The 17,921-nt window shown below is 71.3% G+C and carries 16 protein-coding genes and 2 pseudogenes; 9 read left to right on the top strand and 9 right to left on the bottom strand.

Annotated elements, in window-relative coordinates; translation table 11 throughout:
- The first annotated feature begins 124 nt into the window (after positions 1-124).
- Positions 125-892 carry a hypothetical protein gene (locus ACZ6TU_RS15130; protein WP_467669687.1) on the top strand — a complete coding sequence of 256 codons (768 nt, stop codon included), beginning with the start codon at positions 125-127 and terminating at the stop codon, positions 890-892.
- 400 nt (positions 893-1,292) lie between these two features.
- On the opposite strand, the gene ACZ6TU_RS15125 is transcribed toward ACZ6TU_RS15130, so the two are convergent.
- Entirely contained in the window at positions 1,293-2,105 is an 813-nt protein-coding gene (locus tag ACZ6TU_RS15125) for a GntR family transcriptional regulator (protein ID WP_469548637.1), read from the bottom strand.
- A gap of 170 nt (positions 2,106-2,275) precedes the next feature.
- On the opposite strand from ACZ6TU_RS15125, the gene ACZ6TU_RS15120 reads away from it, so the two are divergent.
- Together ACZ6TU_RS15120 and ACZ6TU_RS15115 are read left to right on the top strand one after the other, a co-directional pair.
- Complete coding sequence (locus ACZ6TU_RS15120; RefSeq protein WP_467669683.1) at positions 2,276-3,127, top strand: (2Fe-2S)-binding protein; 852 nt, start codon at positions 2,276-2,278, stop codon at positions 3,125-3,127.
- 321 nt (positions 3,128-3,448) lie between these two features.
- Positions 3,449-4,489, top strand: coding sequence for a DUF2637 domain-containing protein (locus ACZ6TU_RS15115; protein ID WP_467669681.1), 1,041 nt, complete (start codon positions 3,449-3,451; stop codon positions 4,487-4,489).
- A gap of 73 nt (positions 4,490-4,562) precedes the next feature.
- Here the strand turns inward: ACZ6TU_RS15115 and ACZ6TU_RS15110 are convergent, their stop codons facing one another.
- Together ACZ6TU_RS15110 and ACZ6TU_RS15105 are read right to left on the bottom strand one after the other, a co-directional pair.
- The gene (locus ACZ6TU_RS15110; RefSeq protein ID WP_467669679.1) at positions 4,563-5,045 is read right to left on the bottom strand and encodes an ATP-binding protein; all 483 of its coding nucleotides are present in this window, start codon (positions 5,043-5,045) and stop codon (positions 4,563-4,565) included.
- Between the two features lie 433 nt (positions 5,046-5,478).
- Positions 5,479-5,678: pseudogene (locus ACZ6TU_RS15105) on the bottom strand (hypothetical protein); the annotation flags it as partial.
- 40 nt (positions 5,679-5,718) lie between these two features.
- Here ACZ6TU_RS15105 and ACZ6TU_RS15100 point away from each other — a divergent pair.
- Positions 5,719-6,519: an inositol monophosphatase family protein gene (locus ACZ6TU_RS15100; protein ID WP_467669677.1), complete on the top strand. Its 801-nt coding sequence runs from the start codon at positions 5,719-5,721 to the stop codon at positions 6,517-6,519.
- A 61-nt stretch (positions 6,520-6,580) separates the two neighbouring features.
- Positions 6,581-6,886 (top strand): annotated as a pseudogene (locus ACZ6TU_RS15095) (transposase); the annotation flags it as partial.
- Between the two features lie 98 nt (positions 6,887-6,984).
- Here the strand turns inward: ACZ6TU_RS15095 and ACZ6TU_RS15090 are convergent.
- Positions 6,985-7,701: a hypothetical protein gene (locus tag ACZ6TU_RS15090; protein WP_467669675.1), complete on the bottom strand. Its 717-nt coding sequence runs from the start codon at positions 7,699-7,701 to the stop codon at positions 6,985-6,987.
- A 278-nt stretch (positions 7,702-7,979) separates the two neighbouring features.
- On the opposite strand from ACZ6TU_RS15090, the gene ACZ6TU_RS15085 reads away from it, so the two are divergent.
- Positions 7,980-8,780 carry a thioesterase family protein gene (locus tag ACZ6TU_RS15085; RefSeq protein WP_467669673.1) on the top strand — a complete coding sequence of 267 codons (801 nt, stop codon included), beginning with the start codon at positions 7,980-7,982 and terminating at the stop codon, positions 8,778-8,780.
- Between the two features lie 300 nt (positions 8,781-9,080).
- Here the strand turns inward: ACZ6TU_RS15085 and ACZ6TU_RS15080 are convergent, their stop codons facing one another.
- Both ACZ6TU_RS15080 and ACZ6TU_RS15075 read right to left on the bottom strand, forming a co-directional pair.
- On the bottom strand, positions 9,081-10,823 hold the full coding sequence (locus ACZ6TU_RS15080; protein ID WP_467669671.1) for a pyruvate dehydrogenase: 1,743 nt from the start codon (positions 10,821-10,823) through the stop codon (positions 9,081-9,083).
- A 66-nt stretch (positions 10,824-10,889) separates the two neighbouring features.
- Positions 10,890-12,665 carry a protein phosphatase 2C domain-containing protein gene (locus ACZ6TU_RS15075; RefSeq protein ID WP_469548630.1) on the bottom strand — a complete coding sequence of 592 codons (1,776 nt, stop codon included), beginning with the start codon at positions 12,663-12,665 and terminating at the stop codon, positions 10,890-10,892.
- 211 nt (positions 12,666-12,876) lie between these two features.
- Between ACZ6TU_RS15075 and ACZ6TU_RS15070 the strand changes: the two genes are divergently transcribed.
- Positions 12,877-13,359, top strand: a complete 483-nt coding sequence (locus ACZ6TU_RS15070; RefSeq protein ID WP_467669667.1) for a DUF456 domain-containing protein — start codon at positions 12,877-12,879, stop codon at positions 13,357-13,359.
- 39 nt (positions 13,360-13,398) lie between these two features.
- Here the strand turns inward: ACZ6TU_RS15070 and ACZ6TU_RS15065 are convergent, their stop codons facing one another.
- The 3 genes from ACZ6TU_RS15065 to rsgA all read right to left on the bottom strand — a co-directional run bounded on the left by ACZ6TU_RS15065 (position 13,399) and on the right by rsgA (position 16,475).
- Complete coding sequence (locus tag ACZ6TU_RS15065) at positions 13,399-13,884, bottom strand: methylated-DNA--[protein]-cysteine S-methyltransferase (protein ID WP_469548626.1); 486 nt, start codon at positions 13,882-13,884, stop codon at positions 13,399-13,401.
- On the bottom strand, positions 13,884-15,296 hold the full coding sequence (locus ACZ6TU_RS15060) for a DNA-3-methyladenine glycosylase 2 family protein (RefSeq protein WP_467669663.1): 1,413 nt from the start codon (positions 15,294-15,296) through the stop codon (positions 13,884-13,886). Before ACZ6TU_RS15060 ends, ACZ6TU_RS15065 begins: the two co-directional genes overlap by 1 nt.
- 72 nt (positions 15,297-15,368) lie before the next feature.
- Positions 15,369-16,475 carry a ribosome small subunit-dependent GTPase A gene (rsgA, locus tag ACZ6TU_RS15055; RefSeq protein WP_469548623.1) on the bottom strand — a complete coding sequence of 369 codons (1,107 nt, stop codon included), beginning with the start codon at positions 16,473-16,475 and terminating at the stop codon, positions 15,369-15,371.
- Positions 16,476-17,023: 548 nt separating this feature from the next.
- On the opposite strand from rsgA, the gene ACZ6TU_RS15050 reads away from it, so the two are divergent.
- Both ACZ6TU_RS15050 and ACZ6TU_RS15045 read left to right on the top strand, forming a co-directional pair.
- Positions 17,024-17,557: a GNAT family N-acetyltransferase gene (locus tag ACZ6TU_RS15050; protein WP_467669659.1), complete on the top strand. Its 534-nt coding sequence runs from the start codon at positions 17,024-17,026 to the stop codon at positions 17,555-17,557.
- Positions 17,558-17,692: 135 nt separating this feature from the next.
- Positions 17,693-17,854 carry a hypothetical protein gene (locus tag ACZ6TU_RS15045; RefSeq protein WP_467669657.1) on the top strand — a complete coding sequence of 54 codons (162 nt, stop codon included), beginning with the start codon at positions 17,693-17,695 and terminating at the stop codon, positions 17,852-17,854.
- Positions 17,855-17,921 lie beyond the last annotated feature (67 nt).

The raw sequence follows: 17,921 nt of genomic DNA, 5'->3' as shown, positions 1-17,921 counted from the left end.
TCCCACGACTTTGTGAAATCCTTCACCCACCCTCTTGGCCCGGCGCCGCGATTCGTGCTGAGATGCCGCCACCACTCAACAGCTCGATGGCGTGCTCGGGGAGGGCAACGTGGCGCATACCGCCATGTCTGGTAACGGAACGACCGCCGGCGACGATCCCCTCCAGACCGCGGTATGGCGGCTGCGCTCACGCGCATGCTGGGCCGACGCGGCCGCCCTGCTGCTACCGGCCACCCCCGCGGCGGCGCTGCAACGCGCATCGCTGCTGGTGGAACGGTGTCTGTACACGGAGCAGGGCTGGGAGGAGGCCGAGGACGCCCTGCGCACCGCCGAGGCCCTGGCCCACAGCGACGACGAGCGGGGCGCGGCCGCTTGTGAACGCGGGTACTTGGCCTACGCCGCGACGCTGCTCGCGGTGCGCGACCGGGCCGACGAGGCGCGGGCGGCGCTGGGGCGTGCGGCGGCCCTGATCCCTCCGGGGGCTCCGCAGCGGGCCCTGCTGGACTTCCGTCGCGGGTTGCTCGCGGAGAACCTGACGCGTTCCCCGCAGGCGGCGCGTGCCGCGTATCGCCGTGCGCACGCGGGGGCGACGGCGCAGTCGGACCCGTTGCTGCTGTCCTTCACCTGGCGGCATCTGGCCGGACTCGCGTTGCGGGAGGGGGAGTTGGCGGAGGCCCGGCACGGGTTCGCGGAGTCGCTGCGGATCCGTGAGGAGCTGGGCTATCTCGTCGGTACGGCACCGGCGCTGGTGTCGCTCGCCGACACGGAGACCGAGCCGGAGGCGTCCCGGCTGCGGGAGGAGGCCCGGCGGTTGTTCCGGTTGCTCGGGGGTGTGCCGACGTGGCTGGCACGGCAGTTGGCTCCGCCGGCGGCGGGGGCGGCCACGGCTTGACGGCGCTGAAGGTGCCCGGCGTTGTTGCCGGGGCCGGGTGGGTGCGCAGCTCGGCGTGACGAGGTGCCGCCGGTGGCTGCTGGGGCGGGGTGGGTCCGCGACCCGACGGCATGGGGTGCCTCCCCCAAGCTCTTCGAGCAGGGGGTACCCCCAGCGCCCACCCGTGCCGCCCTTAGCGGCACGATGGCCGGCAGCGGCGGCCTGCGGCAGCTGAGCCACGACGTGCCCGCACCCGCCTACGGCGGGAAGGGGACGTGTCGGGGGCCCGCCCGCAGCGGTTGGCGCGTCAACGGACCGTCAGTCGGCGTCCGGCCCCATCGCGCCGTTCCGAGGACGGACACCCCCCGGCGCGGCCCCGACCCACCACCACCGCGTAGGCGCAAGCGACCCGCACCCCCACTCAGGCCGCACCCGCGAAGTGCTCCCCCACCAGCGCCCGCACCACGTCCAGATCCCCGGCGATCAGCGCGTCCAGCAACGCCGTGTGTTCATGCGCGTCCGCCACCAGGTCAGCCCGGCCCCGCATCCCCGGCCCGCTCCCCACCAGCGGCCACTGCGCCCGCCGGTGCAGGTCCTCCGCGATCTGGACCAGCTGCTCGTTCCCGGAGAGGGACAGCACGGCCCGGTGGAACCCCCGGTCGGACTCCGCGTAGGTCGCGCGGCAGCCGGAGGACGCCGCGCGAACCGTCGCCTCGGCGAGGGGACGCAGCTCGGCCCAGCGCTCCGCCGGCACCGTCCGGGCCAGCCGCAGCATCACCGGCACCTCGATCAGCGCTCGCACCTCGGCCAGCTCAGCCAGCTCCCGAGCCCCCCGCTCGACCACCCGGAACCCACGGTTCGGCACGACCTCGACGGCACCCTCGATGGCCAGCTGTTGCATGGCTTCCCGCACCGGCGTCGCGGAGACGCCGAACCGCTCGCCCAGCACCGGCGCCGAATACACCTCACCGGGCCTGAGGTCCCCGGCCACGAGCGCGGCCCGCAGCGCGTCCACGATCTGCCCGCGCACCGAGGAACGCTGAACGACGGACCGACCCCGCGGAGCGGACGGCAGGTCCGGCTCGCTGTGCGTGTGCTCCCCCCGCACCACCTCGGCAGCCCCACCAGTCCCAGGCCTCACCCGACCCGCATCCGCCACCCCAGCCTGCTGCGGCACCCGGACCTGCCCACCCGGCACCCCCGCCCCGGCGGAGCCCTGCGCGCCCTCCTTCACGGCTCGGCTCCTCCTCCGGACGTATCGGTACTTGGGGTCATTACGGCGGGTTGTTACTCGTCCGTCAAGCACCATAAGCGCACCGGCCGCCAGTTCAAATCCCAGCGATCTTGGGTAAGGTTAGGCTTACCTTCAAGCGACCCGTTCAACAGACGCGGACCGGTGATCACATGCCCCTGCCCCCTTCGGCCCTCTCCGGCGCGTACGCCCGTCTGACCGAGGTCCTCCCGGGGCTGGCCATCACCGAACTGACCGCCGAGGACGAGGCCCCCCAGGGCGGCAACTGGACCACAGCCGCCGCGCTGGCGAAAGCCGGCCCCGGGCTCGACACCTTCCTGTCCTGGGACGACACCCAGATCCGCCGGGACTACGGCCGGCAGGCACGCCCCGACGTGATCGCCAGCTTCGGCCTGCACCGATACGCCTGGCCCGCCTGCCTCCTGATCACCGTCCCCTGGTTCCTGCACCGCCGCGTGCCCCACTACCCCGTGACGCACGTCTCGTACGACCGCACCGCCCCCGGCCACCCCGTCGGCCACATGGCCGTCCGTCCGGCCGGCTTCGCCTGCCTGCCCGGCGACGAGGCCGCCGGGCTGCCCGGCGCCCGGGTCGTCCCGGACGAGGAGGCGCTGCGGGCCGAGGTGCGGTCGGCGGTCGCGGAGCACATGGAGCCGGTCCTGGCCGGTTTCGGCCCCAGGATGCGGCGCCGCGGCCGGGCCCTGTGGGGCATGGCGACGGACGAGATCGTCGAGGGGCTCTGGTACGTCGCCCAGTCGCTCGGCGAGATCGAGGAGCGGCGCGCGATGCGCGAGCTGGAACTGCTCCTGCCGGGCGCGACCAAGCCGTACGTGGGCACGGCGGCCTTCCGCGAGCTGACCGGCCCCGGCGGCGAGCCGCTGCGCACCCGGGACCGCGCGAGCTGCTGCATGTTCTACACCCTGCGCCCCGAGGACACCTGCGCCACCTGCCCGCGCACCTGCGACGCCGACCGGGTCACCAAGCTGCTGGCCACGGCCAGTTGAGGCACCACGGGCGGGCACGGGCAGAGCAGACGCCGGCCTCCCCCTCCCCGGTAAGATCATCACAGAACCGGGCATCCACATGCCCGCAGCCGATTCACAGCTTCCGCACGGGTCACGGGAAGTTTCCGGTGAACCACCCGTACGGGTAGTCTTCGTCGAACTCAACTCTCGCCCCTCAAGCGGCAGTTCGAGCAGAATGCCGCCCTGGGTAATTCCCTTGCACTTCCTTGGCGGCCTCTTGCCCCGAAACCCTCTGAGGGCCGGTGGGATTGGGCCACTATGGCGGGCGTTACGCCCTATCCCAATGCAAGGACCACCCAGATGAGACTGACCGACATATCGCTGAACTGGCTGCTTCCGGGCGCCGTGCTTCTCCTGGGCATGCTGGCGGCGGTGGCGGTGCTCGCGCGCGGCAAGCGCTCCTCGGTCAAGGACACGAGCGCGGACGATTCCTGGGAGCGCAGCGAGGAACGTCGCAGACGCAAGGAGGCCCTCTACGGCACCGTCTCCTACGTCCTCCTGTTCTGCTGCGCGGCCGTCGCCGCCGCGCTTTCCTTCCACGGCCTGGTCGGCTTCGGCGAGCAGAACCTCGGGCTCTCCGACGGCTGGCAGTACCTCGTCCCGTTCGGCCTGGACGGCGCGGCGATGTTCTGCTCCGTCCTCGCGGTGCGCGAGGCCAGCCACGGTGACGCGGCGCTCGGCTCCCGGATACTGGTCTGGACGTTCGCCCTCGCCGCGGCCTGGTTCAACTGGGTGCACGCGCCCAGGGGCGTCGGCCACGACGGCGCCCCCCACTTCTTCGCCGGCATGTCCCTCTCGGCGGCGGTCCTCTTCGACCGCGCGCTGAAGCAGACCCGCCGGGCCGCCCTGCGCGAGCAGGGCCTGGTGCCGCGCCCGCTGCCGCAGATCCGTATCGTGCGCTGGCTGCGCGCCCCGCGGGAGACGTACCGGGCCTGGTCGCTGATGCTGCTGGAGGGCGTGCGCAGCCTCGACGAGGCGGTCGACGAGGTGCGCGACGACAAGCGCAAGAAGGACGAGGCGCGCCAGCGCCGGCGCGACCAGCAGCGCGTGGAGCGCGCCCAGCTCAAGGCGATCAGCCGCGGTCACCGAGGCCACTTCGGCCGCGGTGGCGGCCGGCAGCTGGAGGTGCAGGTGGAGCGCGGCTCCTCGCAGGTCTCCGCGGAGCCTGCCATATCCGGACCGGAGCAACTGCCCGTCCGCTCGCGTCCCTCCCTTCAGCCGGTCCGCAAAGGGGCTGACCCGGTGACCGTCGACCTCACCGCGGAGGACGACACCATGGCGCTGCCGCGCCTCGATTCCCTGGAGCGCAAGCTCAAGGACCTGGAGCAGCAGTTCGGCTGACCGAGCCGCACAGAGACAGAGCCGGGAAGGGGCGTGGCCTGCGGGCCGCGCCCCTTTCTCCGTTCTTCTCCGCTCAGGCCGCCTCGGCCTCCAGCTCGAACCAGACGGCCTTGCCCACTCCGTGCGCCCTGATTCCCCAGGCGTCCGAGAGGGACTGCACCAGGAACAGGCCCCTGCCGTTCGTACCGTCGTCGGCGACCGGTACGCGCAGCCGGGGCCTGCGGGCCACGAAGTCCCGTACCTCCACCCGTAGTCCACGGGGTCCGACGGTGGCCGTCAGGACCGCGTCGTGGTCGGTGTGGACGATCGCGTTGGTGACGAGTTCGCTGGTGAGCAGTTCCGCCACGTCCGATCGTGCGGTCCTCCCCCACTGCCCGAGCAGCTCCCGCAGGGCCCTGCGGGCCTCCGGCACGGCCCGCAGGTCCGCCCGCCCGAGTCTGCGCCTCAACTGAGGCGCCGGCGCCTGCTCCGTGACGTCTTCGGCCTTGTCCTCCACCGTTTTCGCCGAGAAGGCCCCGATCGTTATGGGACCGCCTCCTCGTACCTGCCTCTCCATGACCCCCGCCCGCGCGCCGATGTCGGTTCCCCTCCTGCTCGAACACGTTCACGGGGATCCATGCCCCGTCGGGCACGCGGCAGTCATGTCGAATCGTCAACGACCGGTTGTTCGGCCACATGGCCGGGCCCGGCGGGCCGGGCAGAGGGGCCCTGAGCAGTACGGCGGCGGAGAGCAGGGGGACAAGAGGGTAGCCGGAAGACGTCCCGCGGCCGATCCTGACCGCCGGAGATCGGACGAACTGCCGATGGCCGGCTGCCGATCCTTCCGTACGCGGCGAAGGGGTGGGGCGGTCGGCCCCGGTGCGCGGCGGTCCCGCGAAGTTGGCCGAAGAGCGACGGTCTCCCCCGGGTTCCCGGCCGGTACGGGGCCGTCCTCCCGACCCCCGTGGCGGGAGGACGGCCCCGGTCCTTCTCCGGTGGCCGCCCGGTCGGTACAGCTTGTTGACGGCGGTGGTCGTCGTCTTCTTGAAGGCGGCCACGGGCGCGTCACCGAAGTCACCCATCTGTCCCCACTCCACGACGGTGACGGTCCTGCCGTCCCGCCCGACGGACAGCAGCGTGATGTCCGTGGCCCCCAGTACGTCTCGGTGTGCAGTCCGCGGACGCGGGCGCTCTCCTCGATCGGCAGCGATTCGCCGGGGCGGTAGCTACGCCTCGATAGTCTGCACGACGTGATCAACTCATACATGAGGTCCGACGATGCTGAAGTCGCGATAGCCGGGGCGCGTGCCGGCGCGGACGTGGTCCGCAACATGTACGGCCAGTGGCTCACCCGCATCGACAAAGCTGCCGGGGACTTCGCCACCGCCGCCGATGTGGAGGCCGAGCAGACGATCCTCGACGTCATCCGTGCCGCACGGCCCGATGACGCGGTGCTCGGCGAGGAAGGCGGGCAACAGGGCGCCGCCGACGCTGTGCGCCAGTGGCTGGTGGACCCCCTGTGCGGCACGCTGAACTACGCCGTCGGCAACATGCTGGTGGCCGTCAACGTGGCGCTGAGCGATGGGGCGGCAGCGGTGGCCGATCCGTTCAACGGCGAGGTCTTCTTCACCGACGGGGAGACCGCCTGGGTGCGGCCTGACGGGGCCGACGACGCACTGCTGTCGCCCACGCCGGCCACCCGACTGGTGGACGTCAACCTGGATCCGCCGTTCCCGAGTGCGCCGGGATTCCGGGCCGTGGATCTGCTGGCCCACCCTGAGTTCGTCGAGCGTTTCCGGCCGCGGGTCGTGTCCACGACCCTGGCGCTGGCCTGGGTCGCTGCCGGCAAGCGCGCCGCGTATGTCACCGATGGCCGCGACCTCTCCAGGAGTGTGCACTTCGCCGCTGGCATCGCTTTGTGCCGGGCTGCCGGCTGCATTGTCACCGGGATCGACGGCGCCCCGATCGGTGAGACAGGCCGCGGGCTTGTGGTCGCCGCCGACGACGAGACCCACGGGCTGCTGATGTCGATGATCCGCAGCCGAAGCTAGGGCGTGTTGCAGAAGTGGATCAAGGCCGTGCGATGATCACGTCTCGCGGCTCGAGGAGAACCACGGGATAGGGTTCCGCGCCCGGACCGGCATACCGTGGCGGGACCTGCCCGAACGGTACGGGCCGTGGGAGACGGTGTACGGACTGTTCCGCCGCTGGCAGCGTGACGGCACCTGGCGCCGAGCCCGACGACCACGGGCTCGGACGCTCCCTGGGCGGGCTGACCACCAAGCTGCACTTGGCGGCCGAACAGGCCCAGAAGCCGCTGTCGCTGGTGATCACGCGGAGCAGCGCGGAGAATCCCCGCATTTCCAGGTTGTCCTCGGCCGCATCCGCGTGCCCCGGCCCGGGCCTGGCCGGCCCAGGCATGAGGGTCTGCTGTTCACGCACGGCGTCCGGCCGAGTCCGCCGGACCCGTGTGGCTGAGCTGCCAGTTCGCGACCCCCCAGCCAACGCCGTGGGTGTTATCGAAGGTCCACCCACAGCGCCGAGGCGACCGCGCAAAGGTCGCCCCCCGCCGTGGCCAGGGCAACACCCATCCGGTGCTTCCGTCCTTCCTCCGAGAGGACCCACGCATAAGACACCAGCCGCGAGGAAACCGGCACTGGCCGGAGCAGCCGTGCCGCGAGCGAGGCTGTCACCGCCCCCTCCCGCAAACTCCCCCGCAGCCGGCCCGCCGCGTTCCCGGGGCAGTCGAGTGCCCCCCACACCAGCTCCGCCCGCAGCTTCCCCTCCGTGTCGGCGAGCGCGGGCCCGGCCGTCCACGCCGCGGCCACCAGATCCCGTCCCGGCACGACTCCGCAGTGCTGGCGCAGCCCGGTGTCGGGCGTGCGGTCAAGTCCACACCCGAAGCAGTCCACAGTCCCCTCCGGCGGAGCCGCACGGTACGCCTCGGCCGCCGCCGATGCCTCGTCCCAAGAGGGCGGTTCGGGGACGTCGAGATCCAGCTCGTCGGGCGTGGCCACCGCGAGCACCCCGTCCGCACCGGTCAGCACGGCCCCGCCGTCGGCGGCCCCCGTGAGCCCCACCGGGACCTCCACCGGAGTCGGCCGCCGGAAGTCCACCCGTACGGTCTCGGCCGCCGCCCGCCCGGCGAGCACCCCCGCTACGTATCCGCCGAACGCCACACCGGGATACCCCCGCAGATGGTGGGGCACCGTGATCATCTCGATGTCGGTCATGGCGCCCACTCCACCACACCCCCGTTCCCGGCGGCCGGAGAGGCGGGGCAGGTCCGACGCCCCAGCCGCCCCCGAGCGGAGCCAACCATGACCGTCGAACGTATTGACCTGCCACCTTTCGGCACGGAGCGCCGGCCGTTGCGGGCGTTCCTGCATTTCCGCCGGGCGACAAGCAGTGGCGCGGCCTGGCCACGCGACAGGACAAGACCGTCACCATGTGCTTGGCCTGAGACTGGCTGCCTGGTGAGCCGTTTCGCTTGTTGAGTAGCTTCTGTCCCATGCGGCAAACCATCGAGCACGATTTCGACCAGGACACCCGGCTCAACTGGGCCGGTGAGACGAGCTGCACGGCTCAGCTCACCGATCGCTGGAACACCGTCAGCGGTAACCCCAACGGTGGCTATCTCATGGCCGCTGGGGTTCGCGCCCTGCAAGAGCGTTCTGCCCATCCGGATCCGCTGGTGGCTTCGGCGTTCTTCCTCCGTCCGGGCTCATCGGGATCGGCCGAAATCCAGGTGGAGTCAGCCAGGGAAGGGCGCCGAACCTCCACTCGCGAGGCACGGATGTGCCAGGGCGGCCGGGAGATCCTGCGGATCGTGGCGACGTTCACCGACTTCGACCAGGCGGACGGTCGCAGTCTGTCGCTGGCGGAGATGCCGGACCTGCCATCGCCGGACGACCTCTCCGATCCACTTGCCGGGATCGAACTGCCCGGCATCACCGTCGCAGACCGGGTCGAATACCGGACTGCTCAACCGCCCGGTTGGCTGCATGGACAGCCCAGCGGTGACCCCAGCATGACATTCTGGATGCGGTTCGCCGACGGCCGCCAGCCCGACCTTGTAAGTCTGCCGTTCCTGGCCGACGCGGCATATCCCGCGATCATGGAGCTAGGAGAGATGCCCTCGGCCACTCTTGAGCTGACCATCCACATGCGGGATCGGCCCGCCCCGGGCTGGCTCGCCTGCCAGGTCAACACCCGTCACGTCGCTGGCGGCTTTCATGAAGAGGATTGCGACATCTGGGACTCGCGAGGCGTCCTTGTCGCCCAATCACGCCAACTCGCTCTCCTTCCTTGAGTCTGTGTGGGGTGGACTTGTTCGGCCGATCAGGTGCGGAGCCAGATGACTAGGGCTGCCGCCGTGCGGAACCGTCTGATCAACGGCGGATGCAACAAACGCGGCTCTCCCGGTGGCCGTCCGCCGAAGCTCGACCCAGCCGACCACGAAGAGCGCCACGCGGTGGAGTGCGGGATCAATCGCCTCAAACGCCACCGCGCGGTCGCCACGAAATGCGACAAGCATGCCGTCCGCTACTGAGCGACCGTGCTGGTCACGGCCATCAATGAGGAGCTGTGACCAGCACTTTCGAAACACGGCCTAGAGCCGGGGCACGTTGCGCAGGTTGGAGCGGGCCATCTGGAGCATCCGGCCGACCCCGCCGTCCAGCACCATCTTGGAGGCGGACAGGGCGAACCCGGTCACCATCTCCGCCTTGATCTTCGGCGGGATGGACAGGGCGTTGGGGTCGGTGACGACGTCGACGAGGGCCGGGCCCTTGTATTTGAAGGCGTCCTTCAGGGCCCCGGTGAGGTCCTTCGGCTTCTCGACGCGTACGCCGTAGGCACCGCAGGCCTGGGCGACGGCGGCGAAGTCGGGGTTCTTGTTGGTGGTGCCGTAGGACGGGAGTCCGGCGACCAGCATCTCCAACTCGACCATGCCGAGGGAGGAGTTGTTGAAGAGGACGACCTTGACCGGGAGGTCGTACTGCACCAGCGTCAGGAAGTCGCCCATCAGCATGGAGAACCCACCGTCGCCGGACATCGACACGACCTGCCGCTTGCGGTCGGTGAACTGCGCGCCGATCGCCATGGGCAGCGCGTTGGCCATCGAGCCGTGCGAGAAGGAACCGATGACGCGGCGGCGGCCGTTGGGTGAGATGTAGCGGGCGGCCCAGACGTTGCACATGCCGGTGTCGACGGTGAACACGGCGTCGTCGGAGGCGACTTCGTCGAGTACGGACGCCACGTACTCGGGGTGGATCGGCGTGTGCTTCTCGACCTTGCGGGTGTACGCCTTCACCACCCCCTCCAGCGCGTCCGCGTGCTTCTTCAGCATCCGTTCGAGGAAGCGGCGGTTCTTCTTCTCCTGCACCCGCGGGATGAGGCAGCGCAGCGTCTCCCGTACGTCGCCCCACACCGCGAGGTCCAGTTTCGAGCGGCGGCCGAGGTGTTCGGGCCGGACGTCGACCTGGGCGATCTTCACGTCGTCGGGGAGGAAGGCGTTGTACGGGAAGTCGGTGCCGAGCAGGATCAGCAGGTCGCACTCGTGGGTGGCCTCGTAGGCGGCGCCGTACCCGAGGAGTCCGCTCATGCCGACGTCGAAGGGATTGTCGTACTGGATCCACTCCTTGCCGCGCAGCGCGTGCCCCACCGGTGACTTGATCTTTCCTGCGAACTCCATGACCTCGGCGTGCGCGCCCGCCGTGCCGCTGCCGCAGAACAGGGTGACCTTGTCGGCGTCGTCGATCATCTCGACGAGCCGGTCGATCTCGGCGTCGCCGGGGCGGACCGTCGGCCGGGATGTGACGAGGGCGGTCTCGGCGGCCTGCTCCGGGGCGGGCTCGGCGGCGATGTCGCCGGGCAGGGAGACCACGCTGACGCCGCTGCGGCCGACGGCGTTCTGGATGGCGGTCTGGAGCAGCCGGGGCATCTGCTTCGGGCTGGAGATCAGCTCGCTGTAGTGGCTGCACTCGGTGAACAGCCGGTCGGGGTGGGTCTCCTGGAAGTAGCCGAGGCCGATCTCGCTGGACGGGATGTGCGAGGCGAGGGCGAGGACCGGAGCCATGGAGCGGTGGGCGTCGTAGAGGCCGTTGATGAGGTGGAGGTTGCCGGGCCCGCAGGAGCCGGCGCAGGCGGCGAGCTTGCCGGTGATCTGGGCTTCCGCCCCGGCGGCGAAGGCGGCGGTCTCCTCGTGCCGGACGTGGATCCAGTCGATGGCGGAGTTGCGGCGGACGGCGTCGACGACCGGGTTGAGGCTGTCGCCGACGACACCGTAGAGGCGTTTGACTCCGGCGCGGGTCAGGATGTCGACGAACTGTTCCGCGACGTTCTGTTTGGCCATGGTTCTCGTCTGCCCCTTCGGTCTCCTGAGATCCCTCCGGGTTCCATCAAGTCACACGAGACGCCGTCACGCCTCCCAAACGGCCGCGGCCGTACGGTCGTCCGCGTAACCCTTGACCCGTACTTGGGAGTCCGCGAGGAACGCGGCGAGGCCGGGCGGCTCGGTGCGGGACCACCGCTCTGCGAGGTAGTCGCCCAGTTCGGGTTCGCCGCGCAACGGGTCGGCGAGGCCGCCGCTGCACACGAGGAGCGTGTCACCCGGGCGGGCGACGGAGGTACGGAAGCGGAAGGGCTCGCGGGGTGGTTCCGGGGCCGGTTCGTAGGGGCTGGGCGGGGTCGGGATGCCGAGGTCCATGGTGAGCCGGTCGCCCTGGGGCGTCTCGGAGGGCGGCGATCCGAACCCCACGACCGGTTCGCCCTTGATCTCGGCGACCTGCGGTTCGATGTCCTGCCACTCGCCGTCCCGCAACCGGAACAGCCCGCCGGGCCCGACGCCGAAGAAGACGCGCGTGCGGCACTCGGGGTCGGCGGGCAGCAGCAGACAGCGCAGGCCGGCCGCGTACTCCTCCGGATCGACGCCCTGTTCGGCGGCGCTGGCGCGGAGCTTGCCGAGGCTGCGGTCGGTGAGGCGGTGCAGTCCGGACTTCAGGTCGCCGCGCCGCCCCGCCCTTATGTCCTCCACGAGCCGCGTGTGACTGCGTCCGACGGCCCGCCCGATCCAGTGACAGGCCTCGGCGGCGGCCCGGTGCGCCCCTCGCGTGGCCCGGGCCCCGGTCGCCATCGCCACCAGCAGCAACGCCTGCTCGCCGGTGCCGAACCGCGCGGTCAGCAGCGAGTCCCGCCGCGGCTCCCCCCGATACCGCGCGGAGTCCCCCCGCACGGACACGGCCCGCAACGTGCAGGCCCCGTAGCGGGCCCCGTCGAGCACGGTGTCCGCGACGAGGTCGTCCAGATCATCGGGGTCGGCGAGCGGAAGGGCGGTGGGTTCGGCGTCGTAGGTGGGAGGCCGCGAGCCGACGTAGCCACTGGGCCGGGGCGAGGACGCGGGGCGCTCGAACCCGGGTTCGGGTTGGTCGAGCCGGGGGCCGGCGGGCGGTGGTGGGGTGGGCGGGCCGGCGGGCGGTGGTGGCGTGGGCGGAGGGGCGGCGGGGCGTGGGGGTGGGGGCGGCGGATCGGCTGGGGCGGGGGGTGCGGTCCCGTCGGTCTGGGGCTCGGCTGTCGGGGCTGTGGGACCCCTGGGCGGGGCGCCCGCCGCGGTGGAACGGGTCGTCTCGGGGCTCGGCCAGAAGGGAGGGGCCGGGGGTGGCGGGGGGACCGTCGGTGGGGCGGGGGGCGTCCCCGAGGCGGGGATCGTCGTCGCGGGGGACTCCCCCGGGCCGTCCGAGGAACTGCGGGACCCGGACGACCCGGACGACCCGGACGACCCGGACGACCCGGCAGCACCGCCCGCGGGCGTCAGCTCGCCCGTCTGTGCCCGCTCGTCGTCCCCGGATGTCCGCTCGTCGTCCCCGGGTGTCCGCTCCCGTCCCTGCCGTTTCGCCGCGGCCGGGAAGGTCACCGGGCCCGTGGGTCGCGCGGGCGGTGGTTCCCAGGGGGCGCGCCGCGGTGCCGGGCTGGAGGCGCGTGGGCTGTCCATGACGTCGTCGGCCCCGGCCCGAGGCGCCGGAACCACTGGCTCGGAGACGGAAACGCCCCGGTCACCCACCGCCCCCGCCGCAGAGGCGAAGCGGTCGTCGAGGGAATCGGGTGCGGGTGCGGGGCCCGTGTCGCCGGTGGAGTCGTCGTACAACCGTCCCCACCAGTCGTCCTCGGGACCGGTGGGCCTTCCCCCCTGCTGGCTCATGCCCCTGATTGTCCACCGCCCGGGCCGGATGAAAACGGGACTTGTGGAAAAACCGGCCTTCCGCGGCCCCGCGAACGGCACGTCGAGTGAGCCGTGGAACGGTCATGCGATATGGGGGCGCAGCGGCCGCCGCGACCGGCTGACCTGCGGGTCTGGACCACGACCACGCTTCTGACCTGCGCCTTCTCCCATGTTCCGGCAGGCTGGTCAGATGGGAGTGTGGGACCTCCTGCTGGTCGGGCTGGTCATCCTGCTCGGTCTGTACGGAGTGCTGCTGCCCGCGGTGCCCGGGTCGTTGCTGGTGTGGGCCGCGGTCATGTGGTGGGCCCTGAAGGATCCGCAGCCCGTCGCATGGTGGGTCCTGGTGGGAGCCACGGTCCTGATGTTCGTCTCCCAGGGCGTGCGCTGGGCACTGCCACCCCGGCGGCTGCGTGCCAGCGGCGCCAACCACCGCATGCTGGCCTACGCCGGAGCGGGATCCACCCTCGGCTTCGTCCTGCTCCCTGTACTCGGCGCGATCCCCGGCTTCCTGGCCGGTATCTACCTCGCCGAACGCCTGCGCCTCGGCCGCCACGCCGACGCCGTCGCCGCCCTGCGCACGGCGATGCGCTCGGGCGGCTCCAGCGTGCTGGCGGAACTGTTCACCTGCCAGCTGATCGCGGCGGCATGGGTGGGGGCCGTTTTCGGGTCGTGAGAACACACCCTGACAAACGGCCCCAGCGCATCTCGGGGCCTACAGCACCCGTTCGTGCGTCAGCAGCCGTACCTTGCTCTCCAGGCCGCCCGCATAGCCGGTCAGGGTCCCGTCGGCCCCGATCACCCGGTGGCACGGACGGACGACCAGCAGCGGATTGGCGCCGATCGCCCCACCGACGGCCCGTACGGCCGCCCTGGACGCTCCGATGCGCGCCGCGATCTCGCCGTAGGTCACGGTCGAGCCGTACGGGATGTCGTCCAGCGCGGCCCACACCTTCTCCCGGAAGACGGAGCCGTCGGTGCGCCACGTCAGCCGGAACTCCTTCAGTTCCCCGGCGAAGTAGGCGGCGAGCTGCTCCTCGGCCTCGTGAAAGGGCCCCCGGTCCTGCCGCCAGTCGTCCCGCACCACACGTCCGCCCTTCTGCCCGGGCACGGACAGCGAGGTCAGCGCACCGTCCGGGGCGGCGGTGAGGAGCAGCGGCCCGAGCGGGGAGGCCACGTTCATCCAGTATGTCGAGGTCATCACAACTCCCATTTCCCTGCCGCGCGCAGGTGATTCAGGGCGTACGAGCGCCAGGGGCGCCAGCCGTCGGGGACGTGGGCGCCGGGTGGGGCCACGTCCGGGTCGCCGAGGGCGCGGGTGCGGATCTCGGCGATCGTGCGAGTGTCCAGGCCGGGCACGGCACGCAGGGCGTCCTGTGCGTCGTCCCGGTCGGCGCCGGGGTCCAGGCGTACGGCGTGGTCGGCGAGGGCGGCGGTGAGCGCGCCGAGGGTGCCGCCGGGTTCGGCGCCGGCGAGGACGGCAGGCTCGGGGAAGAGGTGGGTGAGGCTGCCGCAGGGCGCGTCGAGGGCCTTGCCGTACCGCCGTACGAGCCGTTCCGCCTCCGCCCTGCCGACCAGCGCGCGTACCGCGAGCTCCTCCGGGTCGGTGGTGCCCGGCGAGCGCATGCCTGGCCGGGCGGCGACCAGGGGGGCGAGTGCCGGGTCGGCGCCGAGGCGTTCGTCGACGGCGTAGGGGTCGGCGTCGAGGTCGAAGTGCCGCCGCAGCCGCTGCACGGCGGTGGTGAGGTCGCGGGGGTCGGTGAGGTGCAGCCGGGCGTCGAGCCAGCCGCCCGGGTGGGCGCCGGACCCGGTCCGTGCGGTGCCGGGGCGTTCATCGACGGCGACGATGCCGGTGCCGTACGGGAGGCGGAGCGTGCGCCGGTAGGTGCGCGCGCCGGGCGGGCCGCCGACCTCTTCGATGCCGGGCACGGCCTCGCGTTCCAGCAGGTCGAAGACGGGGCCGGCCTGGTACGGGCCGCGGTGGGCGAGCCGTAGCGGGATCCCGGCGTTCGGGGTGGCCGCACGACGGGACCGGCCGTTCTTCGGTGCGGCGGCGCGCAGCTCGCTCGGGGTCGACGCGTACACGGCCCGGATGGTGTCGTTGAACTGCCGCACGCTGGCGAAGCCCGACGCGAACGCGATCTCGGTGATCGGCAGGCCGGTGGTCTGCACCAGGACGCGCGCGGTGTGGGCCCGCTGGGCCCGGGCGAGGGCGACGGGTCCGGCGCCGAGCTCCGCGGTGAGCTGCCGCTGCACCTGCCGCGCGCTGTAGCCGAGCCGTCCGGCCAGACCGGCGACGCCCTCCCGGTCGACCACGCCGTCGGCGATCAGCCGCATGGCCCGGCCCACCACGTCCGCGCGGACGTTCCACTCGGCGGAGCCGGGCACGGCGTCCGGGCGGCACCGCCGGCAGGCCCGGAAGCCCGAGCCCTGCGCGGCGGCGGCCGTGGCGAAGAACCGCACATTGGCCCGCTTCGGGGTGACCGCGGGGCAGCTCGGCCGACAGTAGATGCCGGTCGTCTCGACGGCGAAGAAGAAGGCGCCGTCGAAGCGCCCGTCACGACTGCGTACGGCTTCGTACCTGGGGTCTTCCCTCGTGTCTTCGTCCCTCACGCTGTCCAGTCTCCGCCGTGGGCGGGGATGCCGCTGGCGGAAATCGGACACGGCGCTTCGGACGCCGGGCGGTTACGAACGCCAGTGCGGTCCGCGCTTCGCCTCCATCGCGGCCCTTCCGATCGCGCCCTTCCGCTTCCAGTCCTTGCGGATCTCCGCCCGGAGCCGGGCGTCCGTCTTGGCGACGATGCGCTGGTTCTCCCGCAGGAGCTTGCGGTAGCTGTGCAGCCGCCGTTCCGGCAGGTCACCGTCCTCGACGGCGGCCAGCACGGCACACCCCGGCTCGGCCTCGTGGGCACAGTCGTGGAAACGGCACCGCTCGGCCAGTTCCTCGATCTCGGAGAACACCTGCCCGACGCCGCTCTCGGCGTCCCACAGCCCGACGCCCCGCAGTCCGGGCGTGTCGATCAGGACGCCCCCGCCGGGCAGCGCGAGCAGATTGCGGGTGGTCGTGGTGTGCCGGCCCTTGCCGTCGACGTCACGGGTGGCCTGGACGGTCATGACGTCCTCGCCGAGCAACGCGTTGGCGAGGGTCGACTTGCCCGCGCCGGACTGCCCGAGGAGCACGGACGTACCACCGCCGACGATGGCCGCGACCACGTCCAGCCTGTCCCCGTCGACGGCGCTGACCGGCACCACCGGCACGCCGGGCGCGCTGGTCTCCACGTCCTGGACGAGGTGGGCGACGGTGCCGGCGTCCGGCACGAGGTCGGCCTTGGTGAGGACGACGACGGGCTGTGCCCCGGACTCCCAGGCGAGCGCGAGGAACCGTTCGATACGGCCGAGGTCGAGCTCGACGGAGAGGGGCACGGCGACGATGGCGTGGTCGACGTTGGCCGCGAGGATCTGCCCCTCGGACCTCTTGGAGGAGGTGGAGCGGACGAACGCGGTGCGACGCGGCAGGTACGCGCGGACGTAGCGCGGGTTTCCGCCGGGTTCGACGGCGACCCAGTCGCCGGTGCAGACAACCCGCAGCGGGTCGTGCGGCGTGACGAACGCGGTGTCGGCCCGCAGCACCCCGTCGGCGGTGACGACGTCGCACTGCCCGCGGTCGACCCGGATCACGCGTCCGGGCAGCAGTCCTTCGGTGTCGTAGGGGGCGAATGCATCCGCCCACGCGTCGTCCCAGCCGTAGGGAGCGAGCGCAGAGGAAGCGGATGCGGCAGAGCTGAAAGTCAAGGGTGACCCTTTCCAAGGTCGGCCCCGGCCCGACAGTCGGTCGGATCAGCCGGCGGCCACGGAGGTGGACTTGATGAACTTCCGGATGCGGGCAGCGCCCATCTCAACGACAGCCATCGGTCACACCTCCTGCTCTTCACTCGGCCGACGGCGGCAGCCACCGGCCACCGCTCGATTCGCACCCACCTTAGAGGCGTACGCCCTCGGGCGCCACGGAATATGGAGGCCCTCGCCCACACCGCGGGGCACGTCCGCTGGAGTGGTGTGCTGCGCCGACTGCACGACGCGACGCCGGCCTGCCGATCGCGGGTGGCGAGGAGAGGACCGTCATGGAACGTGGAGAGCCGCACCGCCGAGCAGGCCGCTCGTTCTGCCGCGATCACAAAGGCGCCCAGTGGTCGTGGAATGTGATCACGTCAGAGCACTTGGGCCAGGGAAAGCGATCACCTCGATCACTTCGATCACTTCGCACCCGATGACACCAACTCCCTCAACCAATCGCTCGATCGGGCCGGTTCACGGTGGGCGTTCTCCGTAAGGTGACCGGCATGGACATCACCTTCCGGCGCCTCCATGCCACCGATAACGAGTCTTTGGTCGGTTTTCTCACCGGCGAGATCTGGCCGTTCCACGGCATCAGCCACGTGGACCACGAAACGGCACGCCAGTGGATCGCCGAGAGGCGTTTCGACAGCGACGAGAACAGGAGCTTCTGGATCGTCGCCGACGAGAAAACTACTGGTCTGCTCCGACTCATGGACCTGGGGGACGACACTCCCATGTTCGATCTGCGGCTCCGAGCCGAAGATCGGGGGCACGGCATCGGATCCCACGCGGTGACCTGGCTGACGCGCTACCTGTTCGAGGAATTCCCGGAGGCGCGCCGCATCGAAGGCACCACCCGGCATGACAACCAGCCGATGCAGCGGGTCTTCCTACGGTGCGGCTATGCCAAGGAAGCGCACTACCGGGACGCCTGGCCGACCCAGGACGGGGCGTCCCATGACGCCGTCGGATACGCGATCCTGCGTCGCGACTGGCAGACCGGGAGTGTAACCCCTGTCCACTGGAACGACGAGTAGTTCACTTGGATTTGGCGTGAAGAGGGTGCCCGGAATTCGGAATTACCAATTCCGGGGAACGGACACCCTTGCTGCTTCCATAAATCCTGTTCTACCGTCTCCGCGACCACTCACGCCATCACTCTGGAGGTTGGCATGGCCGAAAAACTCACAGAGAGCGCTTCGGAGCAGGAATTTCCCGAGATTGAGGTACGGGTTTCCTCGGTGACCGACAGGGCTCGCGCGACCTTCGCCAAGACGCATCACCGCCCGTCGGTGCCGGACTTCAGCCAGATGTTCGCCGACTCCGAGAAGTAACTTCCGCATTCTGCGCGCATCGGGGCCGACTGCTTCGATGCGCGCAGATGTGGTGTGCGCTTCTCTG

This window comes from Streptomyces sp. NPDC052064, assembly GCF_055585925.1.
The sequence above is the reverse complement of the archived record's forward strand: the minus strand, read 5'-3'. Positions and strand labels throughout refer to the sequence as shown.